The 21,109-nt window shown below is 41.2% G+C and carries 13 protein-coding genes; all 13 read left to right on the top strand.

Going from position 1 to position 21,109, the window contains the following annotated elements; all coding sequences use genetic code 11:
- The first annotated feature begins 1 nt into the window (after position 1).
- The 13 genes from GFH32_RS00770 (at position 2) to GFH32_RS00710 (ending at position 21,109) form a co-directional block, all read left to right on the top strand.
- A complete protein-coding gene (locus GFH32_RS00770; protein WP_153509262.1) occupies positions 2–1,222 on the top strand; it encodes an AGE family epimerase/isomerase in 1,221 nt (406 codons plus the stop codon).
- A gap of 68 nt (positions 1,223–1,290) precedes the next feature.
- Positions 1,291–3,132 carry a family 20 glycosylhydrolase gene (locus tag GFH32_RS00765; RefSeq protein ID WP_160366861.1) on the top strand — a complete coding sequence of 614 codons (1,842 nt, stop codon included), beginning with the start codon at positions 1,291–1,293 and terminating at the stop codon, positions 3,130–3,132.
- Between the two features lie 12 nt (positions 3,133–3,144).
- The gene (locus tag GFH32_RS00760) at positions 3,145–4,299 is read left to right on the top strand and encodes a sialidase family protein (protein ID WP_153509260.1); all 1,155 of its coding nucleotides are present in this window, start codon (positions 3,145–3,147) and stop codon (positions 4,297–4,299) included.
- 587 nt (positions 4,300–4,886) lie between these two features.
- On the top strand, positions 4,887–8,117 hold the full coding sequence (locus GFH32_RS00755) for a SusC/RagA family TonB-linked outer membrane protein (RefSeq protein ID WP_194285657.1): 3,231 nt from the start codon (positions 4,887–4,889) through the stop codon (positions 8,115–8,117).
- 26 nt (positions 8,118–8,143) lie between these two features.
- On the top strand, positions 8,144–9,778 hold the full coding sequence (locus GFH32_RS00750) for a RagB/SusD family nutrient uptake outer membrane protein (RefSeq protein WP_153509258.1): 1,635 nt from the start codon (positions 8,144–8,146) through the stop codon (positions 9,776–9,778).
- Positions 9,779–9,801: 23 nt separating this feature from the next.
- Positions 9,802–11,328 (top strand): hypothetical protein, encoded by a 1,527-nt coding sequence (locus GFH32_RS00745; protein WP_153509257.1) that lies wholly within the window; start codon positions 9,802–9,804, stop codon positions 11,326–11,328.
- Between the two features lie 176 nt (positions 11,329–11,504).
- Positions 11,505–12,965, top strand: a complete 1,461-nt coding sequence (locus GFH32_RS00740; RefSeq protein ID WP_153509256.1) for a neutral/alkaline non-lysosomal ceramidase N-terminal domain-containing protein — start codon at positions 11,505–11,507, stop codon at positions 12,963–12,965.
- Positions 12,966–13,000: 35 nt separating this feature from the next.
- Positions 13,001–14,446, top strand: a complete 1,446-nt coding sequence (locus GFH32_RS00735) for a neutral/alkaline non-lysosomal ceramidase N-terminal domain-containing protein (protein WP_153509255.1) — start codon at positions 13,001–13,003, stop codon at positions 14,444–14,446.
- Positions 14,447–14,484: 38 nt separating this feature from the next.
- Complete coding sequence (locus tag GFH32_RS00730; RefSeq protein ID WP_153509254.1) at positions 14,485–17,418, top strand: PVC-type heme-binding CxxCH protein; 2,934 nt, start codon at positions 14,485–14,487, stop codon at positions 17,416–17,418.
- A gap of 164 nt (positions 17,419–17,582) precedes the next feature.
- Positions 17,583–18,407 (top strand): 3-keto-disaccharide hydrolase, encoded by an 825-nt coding sequence (locus GFH32_RS00725; RefSeq protein WP_153509253.1) that lies wholly within the window; start codon positions 17,583–17,585, stop codon positions 18,405–18,407.
- 21 nt (positions 18,408–18,428) lie between these two features.
- Positions 18,429–19,028 carry a 3-keto-disaccharide hydrolase gene (locus tag GFH32_RS00720; RefSeq protein WP_153509252.1) on the top strand — a complete coding sequence of 200 codons (600 nt, stop codon included), beginning with the start codon at positions 18,429–18,431 and terminating at the stop codon, positions 19,026–19,028.
- A 13-nt stretch (positions 19,029–19,041) separates the two neighbouring features.
- A complete protein-coding gene (locus GFH32_RS00715) occupies positions 19,042–20,124 on the top strand; it encodes a Gfo/Idh/MocA family protein (RefSeq protein WP_153509251.1) in 1,083 nt (360 codons plus the stop codon).
- 55 nt (positions 20,125–20,179) lie between these two features.
- Entirely contained in the window at positions 20,180–21,109 is a 930-nt protein-coding gene (locus GFH32_RS00710; RefSeq protein ID WP_153509250.1) for a sugar phosphate isomerase family, read from the top strand.

Genomic DNA, 21,109 nt, shown 5'->3' with positions numbered 1-21,109 from the left:
TATGTACACTAATCATGACCTCGATGAGTTAGCCTCATTTTATAAAAAACAACTAACAGAAGATACTGTCCCTTTTTGGTTTCCTCGATCATATGACAAAGAATTTGGAGGATACTTACTCATGCGCGATGCCGATGGAAGCTTAATCGATACCGACAAAGCCGTATGGATTCAAGGCCGAGCATGTTGGCTACTCGCTACGTTGTATAACACAGTAGAGCCAAAAAAGGAATGGCTGGAGGGCGCAAAACTTGGGTATGAGTTCTTGAGAGACAAATGTTTCAATTCTGAGGGCAAAATGTATTTTCACGTCGATCAGGCAGGAAACCCCATTCGCATGCGTCGTTACTTCTTCTCCGAGACCTTTGCAGTCATCGCATTTGCAGCTTATGCAAAAGCATCGGGAGACCAAGATGCTGCGGGACTCGCTCGTGAACTCTTCGGGAAATGCTTAGCTTATGCATCCGGCGAAAAGAAGATAGCACCTAAATTTGAAGAAACAAGACAAACAAAAGGAATTGGTATTCCTATGATCATGATGAACACGGCACAACAGTTACGTGAAACCATTGGCGACCCTCGTTGTGATGATGCTATTCTTGAATGGATTAAGGAGATTGAGCAGAACTTTGTAAAAGACGATATCCGCTGCGTCATGGAGCAAGTTGCCTTCGACGGAAGCATTGTTGATCATATTGATGGCAGAACATTAAATCCGGGACATGCTATCGAAGGGGCCTGGTTTATTTTGCACGAAGCCGTCTATCGAAATTACGATTCGAATCTTATTGATTTGGGTTGTCGCATGTTAGATTATATGTGGGAACGTGGCTGGGATAAAGAACATGGCGGAATCTTGTATTTCCGTGATGTTTATAACAAACCTGTCCAAGAATATTGGCAAGATATGAAGTTTTGGTGGCCTCAAAACGAAACGATTATTGCTTGTTTACTCGCATACCTAGTGACCGGTAAAGAGCAATATGCAAAAATGCACAGTGAAATTCACAAATATGCTTACAGTACGTTTCATGATAAACAACGTGGCGAATGGTTTGGCTATTTACATAGAGACGGTAGCATTGCGCAAACAGCAAAAGGAAATCTCTACAAAGGCCCTTTCCATTTACCAAGGCAAGAATGGTATTGTTGGAGTATTTTACAAACGCATTTAAAGAATCTTGAATCAGTAGCAACATGCGCAGACAAAGCAACAGTTTAAATTGCTTCTTACTGTTGATAATGATATTCATTATTAACGAAGTTAGATCTCAACAGGCTCTAATTCCAATGCCAATAGAAAGTCATTGGAAATCCGATCGGTTAAATCTGGCTAAAGGGCTTCGCATTGAAATCATGGCTGAGGGGCTAACCTATGAAAAGGATTTATTAAATCGCTTTTTCGAGAAGAACAATATCAAAAAAAACGATCAAAGCTCCATTTCCTTGACGCTTCAGCTCAATAGAGATTTACAGTCTTCACTTGGTAAAGAAGGATATCAACTCCATATTGATCAAAAAGGAATTCATATAGATGCAGCAACTACAACCGGCATCTTCTATGGAATTCAGACATTATCGCAGTTCGTTCTAGACAAGCAATCCATTCAAATGGCAACCATTACAGATAAGCCAGCTTTTTCATGGCGAGCATTTTTAGTAGACGTTGGTAGAAATCATCAACCAATGAGCATGTTAAAAGAGCAAATTGATGTGATGGCATCATATAAGCTCAATGTCCTCCATTTTCACTTCACCGAAGATATCGCTTGGCGCTTAGCAAGTAAAAAATACCCTAAATTAAATGCGCCCGACAATATCACCCGGTGGCCTAATGGATCCTATTCCGAAGAAGATTTTAGAGAGCTCATCGCGTATTGTAAAGAGCGCCATATCTTACTGCTTCCCGAGATTGACATGCCTGGACATAGTGAAGCATTTGAGCGATATTTCGGAGTAAACATGCAAACCGAGAAGGGCATTGAAAAGATAAAAGAGCTTCTTCAAGAATTTCATGAAACATATCCTGAACTTAAGCATTTACATATTGGAGGAGACGAAGTAAAAATAAATAACAAAAACTTTATGCCTGAGATTACACGTTTTGTAGAGTCTCTGGGTTATCAAACTTATGGATGGGATCCAGGAAGCAATCTTGAGAACTCCACAATTCGTCAGCTCTGGATGGGAAAGGCAACGGCGATAGCCCCCAATTCTCAGATTAAGTATATTGACTCCAAACATCTATATATAAACCATATGGATCCGCTTGAGACAGTTACGACCTTATTCTTTAGGCAAATAAGTCTTCAAGATCAGGAGTCCGCGGCACTAAAAGGAGCTACTTTATGCGCTTGGCCAGACCGCGCAGTATCAAGTCCTGAAGATATGTTTATTCAAAATGCGATTTATCCTAGTATATTAAGTTTTGGAGAACGGATATGGCGAGGAAAAGGAGAAGCGGAATGGAAGGCAAATATTCCAGTAGACCCCACCCTATTATCCGAATTTAAAGAGTTTGAATCTCGCCTATTACTTCATAAGGATTTATACTTCCATAATCGTCCCTTTCCTTATGTCAAACAAAGTGGATTAGAATGGAATCTATATGGACCTTTTGACAATCAGGGAGATTTGAGTAAAAACTTCAGTGAAGAAGAAATATCGAGCAAAGCTGCCGTAAGAGCGATTGGAGGCACCGTCATTCTCCGTCATTGGTGGTCCGACGTGTTGCCGGGTGCTATTTCGAACCCAAGAGAAAATACCACGTGGTATGCTAAAACACGAATATATAGCGATAAAGCCGGTAATTACCCTTTTTGGATTGGTTTTGCAAACCTTTCTAGATCTTACGCTAGCGATTCCCCTCCCATTGGAGCATGGGATGAACTGCAAAGTGCAGTTTTTGTCAATGGGACCCAAATTGCTGCACCCAATTGGAAACAAGGAGGAAAAAAAGGAAATATCGAACAGCCACTTCTCGATGAAGGTTATTCCTTTCGAAAACCAACAATGATAAACCTTAAAAAGGGATGGAATGAAGTTGTGATTAAGCTTCCTGTTCGTGATTTTAAAGGGAAAGACTGGCAAAATCCTACAAAATGGATGTTCACATTTGTACCAACTTATTAAAATACATATACTATGAAAAAACTATTTTTTGCTTTATGTGCCGTTGCTACTTTAACTATCGCACACGCACAAGAAACAACAGTATTTAAGTCCGGAGAAGAAGGCTATGCGAGCTACCGCATTCCAGCAATCATAAAAAATAAAAACGGAGAATTAATAGCGATTGCTGAAGGACGTGTTGACCATGCGGGCGACTATGGAAACGTCGACATTGTTCTTAAAATCTCAAAAGATGAAGGGAAAACTTGGAGCGCATTACAGAAGGCCGTAGATTATGAAAAACTTCAGGCTGGCAATCCCGCTCCAGTAGTCGATCTATTGGATCCGCAATATCCAGAAGGCAGAATCTTTTTGTTTTACAATACTGGAAATAATCATGAAGGTGAAGTACGAAAAGGAAAAGGACTTCGCGAGTCTTGGTATATTGTATCTAATGATGGCGGTAAGAGCTGGTCCGAAGCGGTAAATATCACGACGTCGACCCATCGTCCGAAACAACCTCAAATAAATGCCGCTTATAACTTTAATGAAGACTGGCGCACGTATGCCAATACGCCGGGTCATGCCTTTCAATTTGTTTCAGGCCCCAAAAAGGGACGGATTTACGTTGCGGCGAACCACTCTGCTGGGAATCCCGACAAGAATGGAAAAGATTGGGTAGCCCATGCTTTTTACAGCGACGATCATGGGAAAACGTTTAAATTAAGTGAAAATGTATTGTTTCCTGGCACAAACGAATCAATCGCTGCTCAAATTGCAGATAACGCTGTATACATGAGTTCTAGAAATCAACAATTGACTCCTAAGACAAGAATAATTTCTAGATCTTCAAACTCAGGAGAAACATGGGACTCCTCACTACCAGATGCAAATCTTCCTGACCCTATCAATCAGGGTTCTGTCTTATCTTGGAAAAAAGGCAAGAAATTTATTCTAGCACATATAAATGCGGCAGATACAGTTGACCGAAATAATTTAACGTTGCGCTTATCAAAAGATCAAGGAAAAACTTGGTTTTACAGTAAACTAGTAGCAAAGGCACCTAATGGGTATAAAGGTTCATACTCCGCTTATTCGGATATTGTTTTGATTAACAAGAAGAAGATTGGTGTGCTTTATGAAAAAGACAATTACAAAGAGATCGTCTTTTTAACAGAAAAAATTTAGTAGTAATAGTAATTTAGTGTTGAAGCAGCGGAAACCCCGCTGCTTTTTTATTTTATGAATGACGAAGATTTATAAAATAAACCCTCATGATTTCCTGTATATTAAATCTCTAAACATTCATAATTAATCAACCTTGTATATACATGAAATATTGATACTATTGTAATTAGATTACATTTAAAACATTGATTACCAATCGTGTAATTATATTAAAATCTATTTTATGAATATTTTTCTTGTATATACAAGTATTTTATTATATTTACTTAACTGATTATGAAAAATGGATATTTATATATCCAAAAAAATTATGAGAAGACCACAACTTTCACAACTGAAAACCCTTCTCCATACTTGCTGAAACTAATATGATGCGTCCAAATGGTTAGCGTAAGAGAACCCTAAACCGTGCATTAGATACATTTGGATTCACCGAACGAAGACTTACAAGATTGTCCAAAATAAAAAGCCCTTTTTTGATAGCGAAAAAGAGGGACATGGAACTCTTATGTACAAATTTCGCTATAACTCGGATTCATCAAATCGGTGTTTCTGAGTTTGAGTCAAGTTTAATTCAAACAATGCATATGGAACAGATTAGCAGCCAAGAGCATCTATCGCGAATCCTCCGTGTTTTCTTTATCAGCGCTGGCTTGGTAATGTGCACGGGATCCTTATCGGCTTATTCCGACACGGATCGTGATACGTACTTGTCCTCCATGAAGGGCAAATCGCTCAAGAAAACAAATGTTGTAATCAACAACATTTTTCAACAAAAAACATTGACTGGAACCGTCCGAAATGCGGAAGGTGTACCGCTTGAAGGTGTCAGCGTAAAGATTAAAGGATCATCCGCCGCCACATCAACAGATGCTCAAGGTGGATATGGCCTTCAATCCTCCGGTACAGACCAAACGCTTGTATTTAGTACAGTTGGTTATGTCACCCAAGAATTACCGATTTCCAGCACAGGAATAACGGATGTAACGCTACAATCCGATGTGACTTCTATCGGTGACGTCGTTGTCATTGGTTATGGTACTCAGAAAAAAGAAAACCTTACTGGTGCAGTATCAACCGTAACATCGGAAGTATTGGAAAGTCGCCCAATCACAACCTTAGGCCAAGGTTTACAAGGCACGGCTCCCAATTTAAACGTGACTCAAAGTTCTGGTGCCCCTGGTAAAGCAGCAACATTCAACGTCCGCGGAAATACTTCAATCAATGGCGGCGGACCATTAGTCCTCGTCAATGGTATTCCAATGGATCCTAACCTCATTAGTCCGTCTGACGTAGAAAGTGTTACCATATTAAAAGATGCGGCCTCAGCGGCCATCTATGGAGCTCGTGCGGCATATGGCGTTATCTTGATCACAACGAAATCAGGTAAGAACGATAAACCTGTTATTAGTTTATCAACTTTATTTTCAACCAATACCCCAACCAGTAAAATCGACTTTATTGACACAAAGGATAGAATCGCCTACATGAATGAGGCTTCTATGCGTGTAAACGGACGAAATTACTTCGATGACATTACCATGGAAGCCATGATGGCTCATTATAATGATCCATCTAAACCAAACTCAATAATTCATCCAAGCTCATTAGATGAGTGGCGCGGTGTCGCCAATACGAATTGGGAGGATGTTTTGATGAGCAAAAGCTATCCTATGCAACAGCATACCGCGAGTATCACAGGGGGCTCAGAAAAATTCGACTATTATTCATCTTTTTCATTTATCAAACAAAATGGCCTAACCAACAAAGACCTTTTTGATGAATACTATAAGCGATACAACTTCATGACCAACTTAAACTACCATATTAAAGAGTGGATTACAGTCGGCACAAAGGTTAGTATCAACAATGGAAACAAGCATTTCCCGCCTAACGATTCGCAATTTAGAAGCTCATTCCCTGAGGATGGAACAATATATCAAACCAACGTATACTCAACCCAACCGGTAAAAGATCCGAATGGAAATTGGGCGCATGAGGGTTCCATCTTTAACCCGGCGCAAATGCTAAGCGAAGGTGGATATCAAACACGCCACGTCAATGATATGTGGATGACGGGATTAGTCAAGATTACCCCTATCAAGGAAATAACAATTAACGTTGATTATTCCTTTAACAATAAGACTACCAAACAAATGTCTTATTTAGCAAAACAACCCTTCTACAATGTAAAAGGTGATGTAATGGGCTATTATGGAGGAAGTAATCCAAGTCGCGTTTCTCGCTCAAATTATGATGATCGATATTACGTATTCAATGCCTATGCGGATTATACGAAGACATTCGCTGAAAAACATAATTTTAAGGTCATGGTTGGTTTCAACCAAGAGCATGCGCAATACAACTCTGTAACCGCTGAGCGCCGCAACTTAATCATAAACAATGTCCCTTATATGAATCTTGCCTCTGGAGACCGCTTTGCGTATGACGGTATAGATGAATATGCTATCCGCGGAGCATTCTCTCGTATTAATTACAGCTATGCAGATCGATATTTAATTGAATTCAATGGTCGATATGACGGGACGTCGAAATTTGCGCAACGTGATCGATTTGCGTTCTTCCCATCGGTATCCGTTGGTTGGAGAATAGACAATGAGGCATTCTTCGAACCGTTGAAATCAAGCATAAATCAACTGAAATTTAGAGCTTCATACGGTAACCTAGGAAATCAAAATGTGACAGGTTATTACCCTTATATCGCGACAATGTCGGCAGCGGAAGTTAACTATCTACTGAATGGCGACAGACCGATGTCAGTCTATGCTCCAGGCCTCGTTAGCTCAACGTTAACTTGGGAAACCGTAACTCAGAAGAACTTCGGTGTAGACTTTGGATTACTAAATAATCGACTTAACGGATCATTTGATTTCTATACTAGGGATACAAAAGACATGCTTACTAAGTCGCAAACATTACCGGCTGTTATAGCTGAAACAGAACCACAAGCAAACGCAGCTGATCTTAGAACGACCGGATTTGACCTAAGCATAAACTGGAATGATAAAGTTGGGGAATTCAGCTATGGTATCACGGGGATTCTATCAGATTACTATGCAGAGATCACCAGATTCAACAACCCTGTTGGATTGATTTCAGACTATTATGTTGGAGCAAAAATGGGTAATATTTGGGGTCTAACTACGGGAGGCTTGTTCCAAACAGATCAAGAAGCCCTAGCACTGGATCAATCCAATATTAATGGCCGTAAAAGACAAGCTGGCGATTTGTGGATGGTTGACATCAATGGAGACGGAAAGATTACGAGAGGGACTCAAACCTTAGGTGATCCTGGCGATATGAGCATCATTGGAAATAATACTCCTCGCTATAGCTTTGGACTCCGCACAAACTTCGCTTGGAAAGGTTTCGATATGGATATCTTTTTTCAAGGTGTTGGAAAGCGTGATTTAGTAATTTCGAATCTGTACTACTTAACACAATATTCCAACGAATGGGTGGGTATTCCTAAAACAGCCATGGACTATTGGTCTCCAGAAAATCCAAATGCTTTTTACCCAAGACCAATTATTGCAGGAGCCGCTGACATTACCACCGTCCAAACAAGATATCTTCAGAATGCAGCTTATCTCCGCCTAAAACAAGTAACCTTAGGATATACCCTTCCTCAAGAGTTAACACAGAAAATAAGCTCTGATCGAATTCGGGTATTCTTTACAGGAAGCAACTTGTTTACATGGACGAAGATGATCAAAATTTCAGATCCAGAACTACCAGGGCCGAGTGCGTATCCGATGTTTCGTTCGTTCTCATTCGGTGCAAATTTCAGCTTTTAATCAGGATTCATTTAAAAACAAACATAATGAACAAGATATATAAAATAGGTTTGTTGGCTATACTCTTAGCCACGTCCTGTAACGATGATTTCTTAGAAAAATACCCCCTTGATGAAATTAGCGATGCCACTTTTTGGAAAAGCGCATCAGACGTTGAAATGTATGCTAATCAATTCTATGCGACACTTTATGACGCTCGATTAGCATGGTTTAATATTGACAACGCGAGTGACAATCAAGTCCCTAGTAGCAGAAATATATATACCTGGAATGAATATAACGTTCCAGCAACAGACGGAGGATGGGGAAAAGCAGACTGGCTTCAAATTCGTCGATGTAACTATGCGTTAGACCGCATCGCGGCAATGACGATAACAGATGCTGCTCTAAAGACCGCCGAAGCAGAAATACGTTTTTTCAAATCCTTCCATTACTTTGAAAAACTGAAGATGTTTGGTGAAGTTCCTTGGATTAATAGCGCTTTAACACCCGAGTCGGCAGAATTAACCGCTCCAAGAGATACCCGCGAAACGGTAACCAATAACATAATCGCAGATTTAGACTTTGCAATTGCGAATCTTCCAGAGAATTCTGCAACAGACCGAGTTACTAAATATGCCGCATTAGCGCTGAAAACAGAAGTTGCCCTATACGAGGGTACCTTCCGCAAATATCATAAAGTTGGAACAGGGCATGAAGCACTTCTAAAGCTAGCAACAAGTGCCGCAGAACAGATTATTAACTCGAAACTATTCTCAGTCTACAAAACAGGGAAAGCAGAGAATGATTTCTTCGATTTATTTGTTCAATATGAACTGAAAGGTAATACAGAAGGCATCATGGTGCAACGCTTCGTTACCGACAAGCGCATGCATAATAATGTACGTCAATTAGGTGAGCCACAAACCGGCTATAGTAAGGACTTCGTAGATTCCTACTTATGTGCTGATGGTCTGCCAATCGGAATCAGCCCCCTTTATCAAGGAGATGCCACTTTTGCCGCAGAATTTGTAAATCGTGACCCTAGGATGCGTCAATCTATTTACCATGAAGCCCGCCCCTACAGAATCTATGATAACGGCACGGTCAATAATAAGATTATGCCTGAATTCTTAAATGCGAATTGTCCGACAAGTTATTTTATTATCAAGGGATACAGTCCCTACGAAAAAGACCGTCTCCCTAGTACGTCTATCATCGATGATTTTATCTTCCGATACGGAAAAGTACTGCTCGATTATGCGGAAGCGAAAGCGGAACTTGGAGAGTGTACACAAGCTATCCTCGATGGCACTATCAATCTTTTACGCGATCGCGTAAAGATGCCTCACTTAACGGTGAATGTTGGCTTTACAGATCCAAATTGGCCACAATGGGAAGAAGCAATTTCTCCTCTTTTAAATGAAATACGTCGAGAACGTAGAATCGAAACCTCTGCAGAGGGTGATCGATGGAATGATATCGTACGATGGAAAGCTGGTAAGCTACTTGAAAACCCAAAAACGATTCTAGGGGCAAGAAATCCAGCCGATGGAAAGCTTAGAGAAATTTACCCCGGATTCACTGCAAGAAAATGGAATAACAGATTGTATCAATATCCAATTCCTACACAAGAGCTCACATTGAATCCAAACTTGAAACAAAATCCAGGATGGCAATAGCCGTTTAACTAAATGAAATTAAGATGAAAAATATAATCACTTCATTACTTACAATCTTGCTGCTATCTCCCATGTTCGCAAGCGCGTTCGAAGGAGCAGATCCAACCTTTAAAGCGGGATTCTCTGAAAAAGACATTACCCCAGATATAGGAATGGAACAACCTGGAAACTATGGAAAAAGCTATCATAAAAAGTTTCATGATCAATGTAAAGTCCGCGCCGTCGTTTTCGACGATGGCAAAAAAAGAGTTGCCATTGTTGGTCTGGATCTCTTGTTCGTCACGCGTAGGGTAGTCGAAATCAGCCGTGCTGAAATTGAAGCCGCTTGTGGTATCCTTGGAAAGGATATCATGATCGGGGCATCACACTCGCATTCTTCTGGTCCTATCGCGATGTCCGAGCCTGGAGATTTTGATGATGCTGATCCTACGATTAAACATTTGGCGACAAATATGTCCATCGTTTCAGACCCCGGCTTTATCCAAAAATTACAACAACAAATAATTGCTGCGGTAGTAGAAGCCGATGCAAATCGTCAAGATGCGAAACTCGCAGTTGGTGTAGGCCACGAGGATAAAGTCTCCTTTAATCGACGAATGCGCATGAAAAACGGGCTAACGTACACTCATCCTGGTGTAGGAAATCCCGATATGTTAGATTATGCCGGACCCATCGACCCCGATGTAGGCACCATTGGCGTTTGGGATATGAATGACAATCTGTTGGGCATGGTTGTCAACTTCGCTTGCCACGCGACCACCAATCCTGATGGAATATCTGCGAACTGGATTGGCGCCATGGAAAGAACACTACGCGGGGTTACCGGCAATGCTGCACTACCTGTTGTATTCACGCAAGGTGCCTGTGGAGATATCACCCAGGTTGATAACAAAGCGACAACAGCTAACCCTTCCGCGGAAGAATGGTGGGAATTAGTGGGCGGACGCGTTGGCGCAGAGGCATACAAAACGATGTTACTCGCTAAACGAGGTGCTGGAAAGGATATTCCTTTAGATTCTAGACAAAAAGTATGGACGGTAAACCGACGTATACCAACAAAAGAAAAAGTTAAAAAATCCTGGGAATTAATAAAACTAGGCCCCGAAAAGGCGGGAAGCGTAGATTGGATTTTTGCAAAGGAAACGCTTCTATTAGACGCAATGATCAAAAAAAGACCCAAAGCTGAGGTGGAAGTCCAAGCAATACAGGTCGGTCCCGTTGCCTTTGTTTCCAATCCAGCGGAATACTTCGTTCAATTTGGTCTAGACATAAAAAAGGGTAGCCGATTCCCATTTACCTTTATCGTGGAGCTAGCCAATGGTTGCGTAGGTTATGTTCCAACCGAGGAAGCCATGGGGCCTAACGGAGGGGGTTATGAAACGCGTCTAACTTCGTATTCAAACCTAGAGGTTTCAGCCGGTCGGCAAATCGCAAATACCGGGATCGAATTAGCAAATCAGATGACACCAGGGAAAGTACCAAGCCCACCTGCTCCTCCAGCATTCAAACAAGCATGGGGATATGGCAATGTGCCTCCTGAACATAAATAAATAGAATAAATTATTAGATAAAAGATGTGAAACCCTTGTTCTTGTCTACACAAGTTGTATATTTGTTATACGAGTCTATTGAAAACAATCATGCCTAAATTTGACTCCAATTATACTTCATACCTGAACAAAGCATAACATCATATCTGTAAGGCTTACACAATAACCTTATAATTATGGAAAGAAAACTTGAAAAACAAACAGTAAGTCAACTCTTACTTGCCGTGCTCTGCTTGCTATCAGCAACGATGAGCTATGGACAACAGCGCACTTTTAAAGCTGGTGCTGCAACAACCGTTATTACGCCATATCTAGGTGGTGGTATCGTTGGAAATTTCGGAATTCCACCTGAAGCAAAAAATATTCATGATGAGCTACACGCTCGAAGCCTAGTCCTAGATGATGGAGAGAGTAAAATTGCATTCATCATATGTGATAATATTGGATTAGCGCGCAAAGTATGCGATGCTGCCAAGCAAGAGATTAACGAAAGAACGGGAATCCCTACCGATCATATTCTAATTGCTGGAACTCACACCCATTCTGCAACAAGCGCTGAAGGAGAAGGTCCAAAACGTAGAGGTTGGTCGCAAGGCGAACCACTTGATCGCTATCAAGACCTGCTCGCGACTAGAATAGCAGATGCTGTAGACATGGCGGTCTACCGACTAGAGCCTGCAAAAATTGGATGGGGCTCTGTTAATATTCCAGAACACGTATTTAACAGAAGATGGCACATGAAAGAACTAGTCGTGAATCCATTTGGTGAGAAAGAACCTGTTCGCTTTAATCCCGGAATTGGAAATCCAGAAATTGTAAAGCCTGCTGGCCCAACGGATCCTGAAGTTTCATTTCTATCCATCCAAGCACTCGATGGTCGTTCCATAGCACTTCTTGCAAATTATTCGCTGCACTACATTGGTGGTGTTCCGAAACATGACATTTCCGCCGATTACTTCGCAGTTTTCGCGAATCGCATGCAAGAACTGTTGTTAAAAGATAATACAGAAACGCCATTTGTAGGCATCATGACTAACGGTACCTCTGGCGACATTAACAACGTCAATGTACAAGGAAAGTCACCTAAAGACGCGCCTTATCAAAAGATGAAGTTTGTGGCAAATGATATCGCTGAAAAAGTACACCGTTCTTTGCAAGGTGTGAAATACCAACCTTGGTTGAAACTACAAGCAAAACAGTCGGAACAAAAACTCACAGTTAGAAAACCTACTGAGAAGCAGCTAGCTTTAGCAAAACAAATCTTTGCTTTACCAGAAGGTGCTAAACCAATCAATCATCCCTTGGAGCGCACCTACGCTGATCGTATCACACAACTTCAAAATGAATGGCCATCAGAAATATCTGTTGTCCTTCAAACCTTCCGAATTGGAGACCTTCAAATTGCCGCTATACCATTTGAGACATTTGCCGAAAGCGGTCTAGCATTGAAAGCCCAATATCCAAAAAATAAAACGTTCACTATCACTTTCGCGAATGGATCCTATGGTTACTTACCGACTCCAGAGCAGCATAAATTAGGTGGCTATGAGACCTGGTTGGGCACAAATCGTGTAGAGATCGAAGCATCCAGAAAGATATTCGGTACGCTAACCAATCTCTTCTCCTTGATGAACTAATCAAAATCAGCATAATAATAAAAACCAATAAAGCTATGAAAACATCAGTCTGTAAACTACTACTCATCTTAGTCCTCTTCTCTAGTCATGCGTTCGCTCAAAACAATAAGACAGCGAAAGGGTTTCAAGCGGGTGCTGCAACGAGCAATATTACGCCAAAGATTGGATATTCTATCAATGGAAACATGCAGGACACCAAGATTAGAAATATTCACGATGATATCCATGCGAGAGCATTAGTGCTAGATGATGGTCAGACCAAACTGGGCTTTGTTGTCTTAGATTTATGTATGGTTTCTCGAGAAACTTTGGATAAAGCAAAAAAAAGAGCATCAGAATTTACTGGGATTCCAGTTCAAAACATGATGATGTCAGCAACACATACTCACTCCGCAGGAACAGCCTGCGGAGTATTTCAGAGCGATCCAGAACCGGCTTATTTAGACTTTCTTGTTGAAAGAACTGCTGACGCCTTAATTCGTGCTTATGAAAATAGAGCCCCAGCAGAAATTGCTTGGGGAGTTGGAAAAGAAGAAACTGAAGTCTTCAACCGCCGCTGGTATATGAAACCGGGCACGCCTATGCCTAACCCTTTCGGTGGTCAAGACCAAGTAAAGATGAACCCTGGTGTAGAAAACCCAAATATGTTAAAACCGGCCGGACCAATAGATCCAGAGGTTCCTAGTATTTATTTAAAAACCTTAGACGGAAAACCAATTGCTGTACTTGCTAATTACTCCCTACACTATGTGGGTGGTACTGGAAATGGAGAAATATCCGCTGATTATTACGGTGCATTCGCCGAACGTATTGGTGACTTAATCGTAAATGAAAAAACAAAGAACGATCCTCCTTTCGTTGGTATTATGAGTAACGGTACAAGTGGTGATATTAACAACGTGAATTGGCCAGGAAAAAAAACACAATCCTTGGCCCCATATGAGAAGTTACGTCAAGTAGCAGATAAAGTAGCTCAAGCTTCCTATTCAGCAATCAAAGATGCGCCTGAGCAAAAAAACATTATACTCGCGGCAAAACAAGAAGAAATCAGACTCGGCGTTAGAAAGCCAAATGCTCAAGAGATTAAACGCGCTGAAGCAATCGTAAAGAAAGCTGCTGGTCCAACCATGCAATCAATGGAGGAAATTTATGCACGTGAAACATTGCTGATGAAAGATTATCCTGATCAAGTCGATTTAATCCTTCAAGTATTCAAAATTGGAGACCTAGCAATTACGGCGATACCTGCTGAAGTATTTGTTGAAATCGGTTTAGAGCTGAAAGCAAAAAGTCCATTCAAGCCGACCTTCAATATTGAATTAGCAAATGGATACAATGGATACTTACCAACGGCTAAACATCATAAACTTGGCGGTTACGAAACATGGAGAGCGCGTTCTAGCTATTTAGAAGAAACGGCAGCTGATAAGATTTTAGCAGTATTGTTGAGATTGTTAAACGATCATAAAGCCAATAAATAGTTTGTTATCCGCAAAAAAATTATAATCAATTGAATCCAATGAAATACCCTATCCTAGCCGCGTCCCTGATTGTATTGCTAGCCGGCTGTAAACAAAAACATGAAAATGAGCGCATACAGAAAGCGCTTGACGCCTTCCAACTGGAAGAGGGTCTTCGAATTGAGCCTGTAGCTTATGAACCGATGGTCATTGACCCGGTTGCATTCGCTTTTGATGAAAATCGAAAGATGTATGTGGTGGAGGATCGAGGATATCCAGATCCGGCTGAAGAAGGCGAAGCAACTACCTTAGGTCGAATTGTTTTACTCGAAGATACGGATGCGGATGGCGTTTATGATAAAAGAAACGAATTTGCATCAGGCCTAACCTATCCAAATGGTATTTTACCTTGGAAAGGTGGTGTTTTTATCACCTGTGCCCCACATATCTATTACTATAAAGATTCTGACGGGGATGGTGTTGCAGATATTAAAAAGACTGTGCTAACAGGCTTTAATGACACCAAAACTTCACAAATACGAATGAGCCATCCAACCATTGGCTTAGATGGATGGATTTATGTTACTGGCGGATTAAACGGAGGAAGCATAACATCTCCCGAGCATCCGGATCGCCCTCCAGTGGTTTATACTGCGGCAGATGGACGATTTAATCCAGAAACTTTGGAGTTTCAATCCACCGGTGGAAAGAGTCAGTTTGGTTTAACAATAGATCCTTTCGGACACCGATTTGGAACATCCAATAGACATCCTGTGATGCAAATCGTAATGGAACCCTGGAATCTATCGCGCAACCCACACCTGACATTCAACGATATGGTGCAGAATGTATCGCCCGTAGAAGCCAACGCTGTAGTCTATCCGATTAGTAAGGCTGTTACAACGGCAGAATACATCCCCAATTTGATGGGAAAATCGCATACAGGTACCTTTACCGCAGCAAGTGGTTTAGTTGTATATAACGGTACAGCGCTCAAGCCTGAACATAAAGGAAACATCTTTATCTGTGAATCGGCACAAAACTTAGTACAACGTCAGGTTGTCAAAGAAAACGGTGCCAGCTTCAGCTCTTCAATTGCTAACGACGGCAAAGAATTTCTAGCTTCAACAGATGAGTGGTTTCGTCCTGTTTACGCGCAGCATGGTCCTGAAGGAGCATTGTATATCGTTGATATGCACAGAAAGGTTATCGACCATCCAGCCTATGTTCCTGAGGAAATGCGAGGTCAGCTAGACTTCGAAGCTGGGAAAACTGATGGTAGAATTTACCGAGTAGTTCGCGAAGACTTCGATAAGGATGATGAAGACAAAACAGGAAAAGTTGAAACCGGATCAAGCAGCAAAGACCTAGTGGAAGCATTAGGTTCTGCTGATGAGTGGAAAAGAGCAACAGCTTTTCGCTTATTACTTGAATCTCGAGCAACAGATATCGCAGAACAACTGAAGGAAACGATTAATAACGCTACCCATGCAGAAAGCAAAGCTCGCGCCCTTTGGTTAGCACACAATCTTGGCCTCCTGAATGTAGAGACATTAAATCAAGCCCTAGCGAGTGCTGATGCACCAATTCGCGAACAAGCTGTTCAAATCTTGACAACGAATACAAAATATGATACAGCAAAAGCATCTCTTCTCAAATTAGCAGATGATCCATCGGTACGCGTTCGTTTCTACACGGCAATTGCCCTAGGCAATATTAACAGCAACGAATCCGTACAAGCATTAGCGAAAATTGCAGCAAAAGATGGTGCCGATAAATGGAGTAGAGCAGCCGTATTGAGCGGTTTATCCGGACGTACACAGGAATTTATTGCCGCATTTGCCGGTATACAGTCTGCCGAACCGAAAGCTTACGCTGCGGTTATGCAAGATTTAGGACGCTTACTCGGAAATGGTGGAACCATTGCAGAAGCTTCTAGCTTTTTTAATCGATTGGTAACGCCGGAGGCGGTTGATGAATGGAAAATATCGGCAATGCTTGGCTTAGCCGAAGGTATTAAAGGAAGAAAACAAGAGTTGAAGCCCAACAGTAAAGGCTTACTTTACGCTATCGGAGCTGGAGCAAACAATAATCTAGACGGCTTTATCGGCAAACTGAAAGAGGTCGCTCTTAAAGATACTGCCGAGAAACAAAGCCGCGCAATCGCACTATTAGGTTACAGTAACTATGAGCAGTCCAATGATGCCTTAAAACAATTGTTGGACGCTCATTATTCACCACAGGTACAAATTCAAGCAATTAATGCCCTGGCCAACTTACAAGATCCTAAAGGAGCAGAATTATTAACAGAGAAGAGCAAATGGAAAGCCTATTCGCCTAAGGTAAAACCATCCGTAATTGCGGCATTGATTTCAAATAGTTCATTCTTGCCCGTATTGTTCAACTCTATTGAAAAGGGACAAATTGCAGCGGCAGAGATATCATCCATTGATCGAACTAGACTCATGAAAATGAAGGATAAGGCGATTGCAGATAAAGCGACAACCCTATTCAAAGAATTGGAAGGCGGAGACCGCATGGCTGTCTACGAAGAGTATAAAAATGTATTGAAAAATGCGAAACCCATTGCAACAAAAGGAGCCGCAATGTTTCAAGCTCAATGTGCTGTATGTCATACCTATGGCGGTAAAGGAGGACAAGTCGGACCAGACCTCTCTGGCATTAAAAATCAGCCAGCAGACGCCCTGTTATTGCATATATTAGTGCCAAACTATGAAGTATATCCACAATATCAATCGATTATTGTGAAAACAAAAGATGGTAGCACAAAGTCTGGATGGGTGGTTTCAGAGACCGACAATGGCTTAACTTTACGTACCGCGACAGGTGCCGATGAAGCCGTTCTGAGAAGTAATATTGAGTCCTTAACCAACTCTGGATTGTCATTAATGCCCGATGGACTTGAGAAAACAATGTCCAAAGAAGATATGGCAAACTTAATTGAATACCTCAAAAAGGGGGATTCTAAGTAAAAATTCAATTTTAACTTGTATATACAACTAGAATTGATATATTTGTATTAACAACCTAAAACAACAACGATAATATTCGTTATTGACATCTTGGAGTAAATTAGAACTCCAGGATGTCATACTTAAATCGAGAGACTAATTATAATAAATAAGGAGGTTAAATTATGAAAAAACTAATCGGAATAGTATGCCTATTCATCATGCTTAGTTCAACGGCATTTGCACATTCAAACCCTAAAAACAATCCTGAAGGTGAAAAACCAAAACCTAAGAAAATCGCATTGTTTAATAAACAAAATTTAGACAATTGGTATGTATTTATTCAAGATCGCGGCAGAAACCAAGATCCAAAGGGTGTTTTCACAGTAAATGACGGTATTCTACATATTACAGGAGAAGAATGGGGGTGTATCACCACCAATGAAGAATATGAAAACTATACCTTAATCATGGAATATAAATGGGGAGAAATCACACACGGAAAACGTAAAGCGGCAGCACGTGATAATGGTTTACTCTTTCACTCTATTGGAGAAGATGGTGGCTATTCAGGAATTTGGATGCACTCTATTGAATGCAATATTATCGAAGGAGGTACCGGTGATTTTATTGTTGTCGGTGATGGCACAGATAAATTTTCCATTACTAGCCCAATCGCGAAAGAGCGTCACGGGACAACCCCTGTTTATAAAAAAGGTGGTGAATTAGTAACCGCAAACAAAGGACGTATCAATTGGTCGGGTAGAGATCCGAACTGGAAAGACGTATTAGGCTTCCGTGGTCCAAAAGATGTTGAAAAACCTGTAGGTGAGTGGAACACGCTTAAATGTGTCATTAAAGGCGATACTATCGACATTTATCTAAATGGCAAACTAGTCAATCAAGCGATTCACGTAAGACCTTCAAAAGGTAAGATTCAAGTCCAATCAGAAGGAGCAGAAATGTTTGTTCGAAAAATAGACATGATCCCTTTGAAAAACAGTAAATAACAACCTGATAAAAGCTTTTTTATGAAAACAATACTGTCAACCATCGGCCTAGCTCTTCTGCTTATGAGCAGTAATGCAATGGCACAATGCAAGCAATTATTCAATGGTAAAGACTTAACTGGCTGGACCATTCATGGAACTGAAAAATGGTATGTAGACAAGAAAGAACTTGTCTGTGAAAGTGGGCCAGATAAAGGTTATGGCTATCTTTCAACCAATAGTCCTTATAAGGATTTCGAATTAACTGTACAATTCAAATTAGAAGCAAACGGTAACTCCGGAGTTTTCATCCGATCCGATATTGAAGGCACTAAAATCAAAGGATGGCAAGTAGAAGTTGCCCCTCCAGGATTACATACAGGTGGTATCTACGAATCTTATGGTCGCGGTTGGTTAATTAAACCTACCGAGGAGGCTCAGAAAGCATTGAGCCCTACAGGCTGGAACACCATGAAGATTCACGCCAAAGGGAATAAAATCACCACTTGGCTAAATGGAAAACAAATGGTGCAACTAGACGATGAAAAAATTGGTCAAGCAAAAGGCTTCATTGCACTACAGATTCACGATGGTGGCGGTATTAAAGTAAGATGGAAAAACATCTGTATTAAAGAACTATAAAAGCGGATCAACTATGGAAAAGGAAAATAAGAAAATTCGTGTTTTAGTGGTAGGCTGCGGGAATATGGGAGCATCCCATGCTTGGGCTTATCACAAGATGGACGGCTTCGAAATATGTGGCATTGTATCCCGAGGAAAAAGTAAAGAAATCCTCAATGAAAAAATGGGAAACAAATATCCCCTTTATGATGATTTTGATAGCGCGTTAGCCGCAAGTCAGCCTGATGCGGTTTGTATCTCCACCTATCCAGACACTCATGAAGAGTATGCTGTAAAATCAATGGAGGCCGGCGCACATGTATTTGTCGAGAAACCGATTGCAAGTTCAGTAAAAGGCGCCGAGCATGTACAAGAGGTGGCCTTGAAAACCGGAAAAAAACTTGTTGTCGGCTATATATTAAGACATCATCCCTCTTGGATTAAATTTGTCGAAATGTCGTCAGATCTCGGGAAACCACTAGTGATGCGTATGAACTTAAATCAGCAAAGCGACACCGCGATGTGGACTTTACACCGCAACTTGATGGCTAGTTTAAGCCCAATTGTTGACTGTGGTGTTCACTATATCGACGTGATGTGTCAAATGACGCGATCAAAACCAACGCAAGTCTACGCAATAGGCGCTCGTTTAACGGACGAAATTCCCGAAGACAATTACAACTATGGAAACTTACAAATTCGCTTTGAAGACGGATCTGTGGGTTGGTATGAAGCGGGTTGGGGGCCAATGGTATCTGAAACAGCTTTCTTCGTAAAAGATGTCGTTGGGCCAAAAGGTTCCGTATCAATTGTAGCAAAAGAAGCTGGAGGTACAGGAAAATCCGGATCTATTGAAGCACATACGAAAACCGAATCTATCCTACGTCACCATTCAGCATTGGACGCCAATGAGAAATTCGCATTGGCTGATGAGTGGTTAGACTTAACCGACGAACCCGATCACCAAGGACTATGTGATCGTGAACAAGCTTACTTCTTAAAAGCGATACAAGAAGACATCGATCTACGTGACCACATGGAAGATGCGGTTAACAGTTTAAGAATAGCATTTGCCGCGGATGAATCCGTGAAAACAGGACAGGTTGTCCGTTTATAAATTTCAATTTTAAAAGTTCTAATCAAACAATATATCCTAAATCTAAAGTAGAGCAATGAGAAAAAAGAGCATGTTGGCCGAGAGCTGGTGGGATTATACCACTATTGATGAACAGATTATGCGCGATGCAGCAAAATTAACTGCAGAAGACATCCTTCAACTTTCTAGACCAGGTTTCAAAGTTATATTTCATGATACCTTAGAATCCTTTTATTTAGCGGAGGCCTTACAATACATTGATGCTTGGCAACAAGCTACGCCTTCCGCACCTACGGGAATATGTGGACCAATTGGACCTACTGAACAGTTACCCTTGGTAGCCCAATTAGTAAATAGCTTAGATATCTCCCTCAAAAACTGTCACTTCTGGGGTATGGATGAGTGGTACGAAAACGGAACAGAAGTTCCTGCAACACACCCCCTATCCTTTGTAAAAGCAAATAACGATTTGTTATTTAATCATATCAAACCAGAGCTTCGCATGCCGGATGAAAACATACATTATCCGCTTGCTTCAACGCTTGCTGAATACACGAAAAGCTTCGATGAAATTCGTTGTGTCACTATGCAAGGTGGTCAAGGCGATGCAAAACACTGGGCGTTTAATGATCCGCTTCCAAGAAGTGGTAAGTACATCGACAATCCGCCAACTCCTGAGGAGTACAGACAATTAAGCGCTAGGATTGTGGATTTACATCCGATTACGTTAATGCAAAACGCAAGAACGTCGGGCGGAGGATATGTTGTTGGAGTTCCGCAACAAGCCTTAACCGTAGGTCCTGTAGAAACCTGGAAATCAGAACGTGTTTCAATCTGGCAAGCGGGCAACCATGACAATGCATTCGGTATGCGGTTAACCCCATTTATGATATCGAAAGGCCTTGTTGATACGGCTGTGCCAATGTCTCTATTAGCCGATCACCCGAACGTTGAGTTCCACTACTACCGTCCGGCAATTAAGTCCGTAACTACAGAAATGCACTAA

It is taken from the genome of Sphingobacteruim zhuxiongii (genome assembly GCF_009557615.1).
Taxonomy (GTDB): Bacteria; Bacteroidota; Bacteroidia; order Sphingobacteriales; family Sphingobacteriaceae; genus Sphingobacterium; species Sphingobacterium zhuxiongii.
Note: the sequence above shows the minus strand (reverse complement) of the source record. Positions and strands in the feature narration are given on the sequence as shown.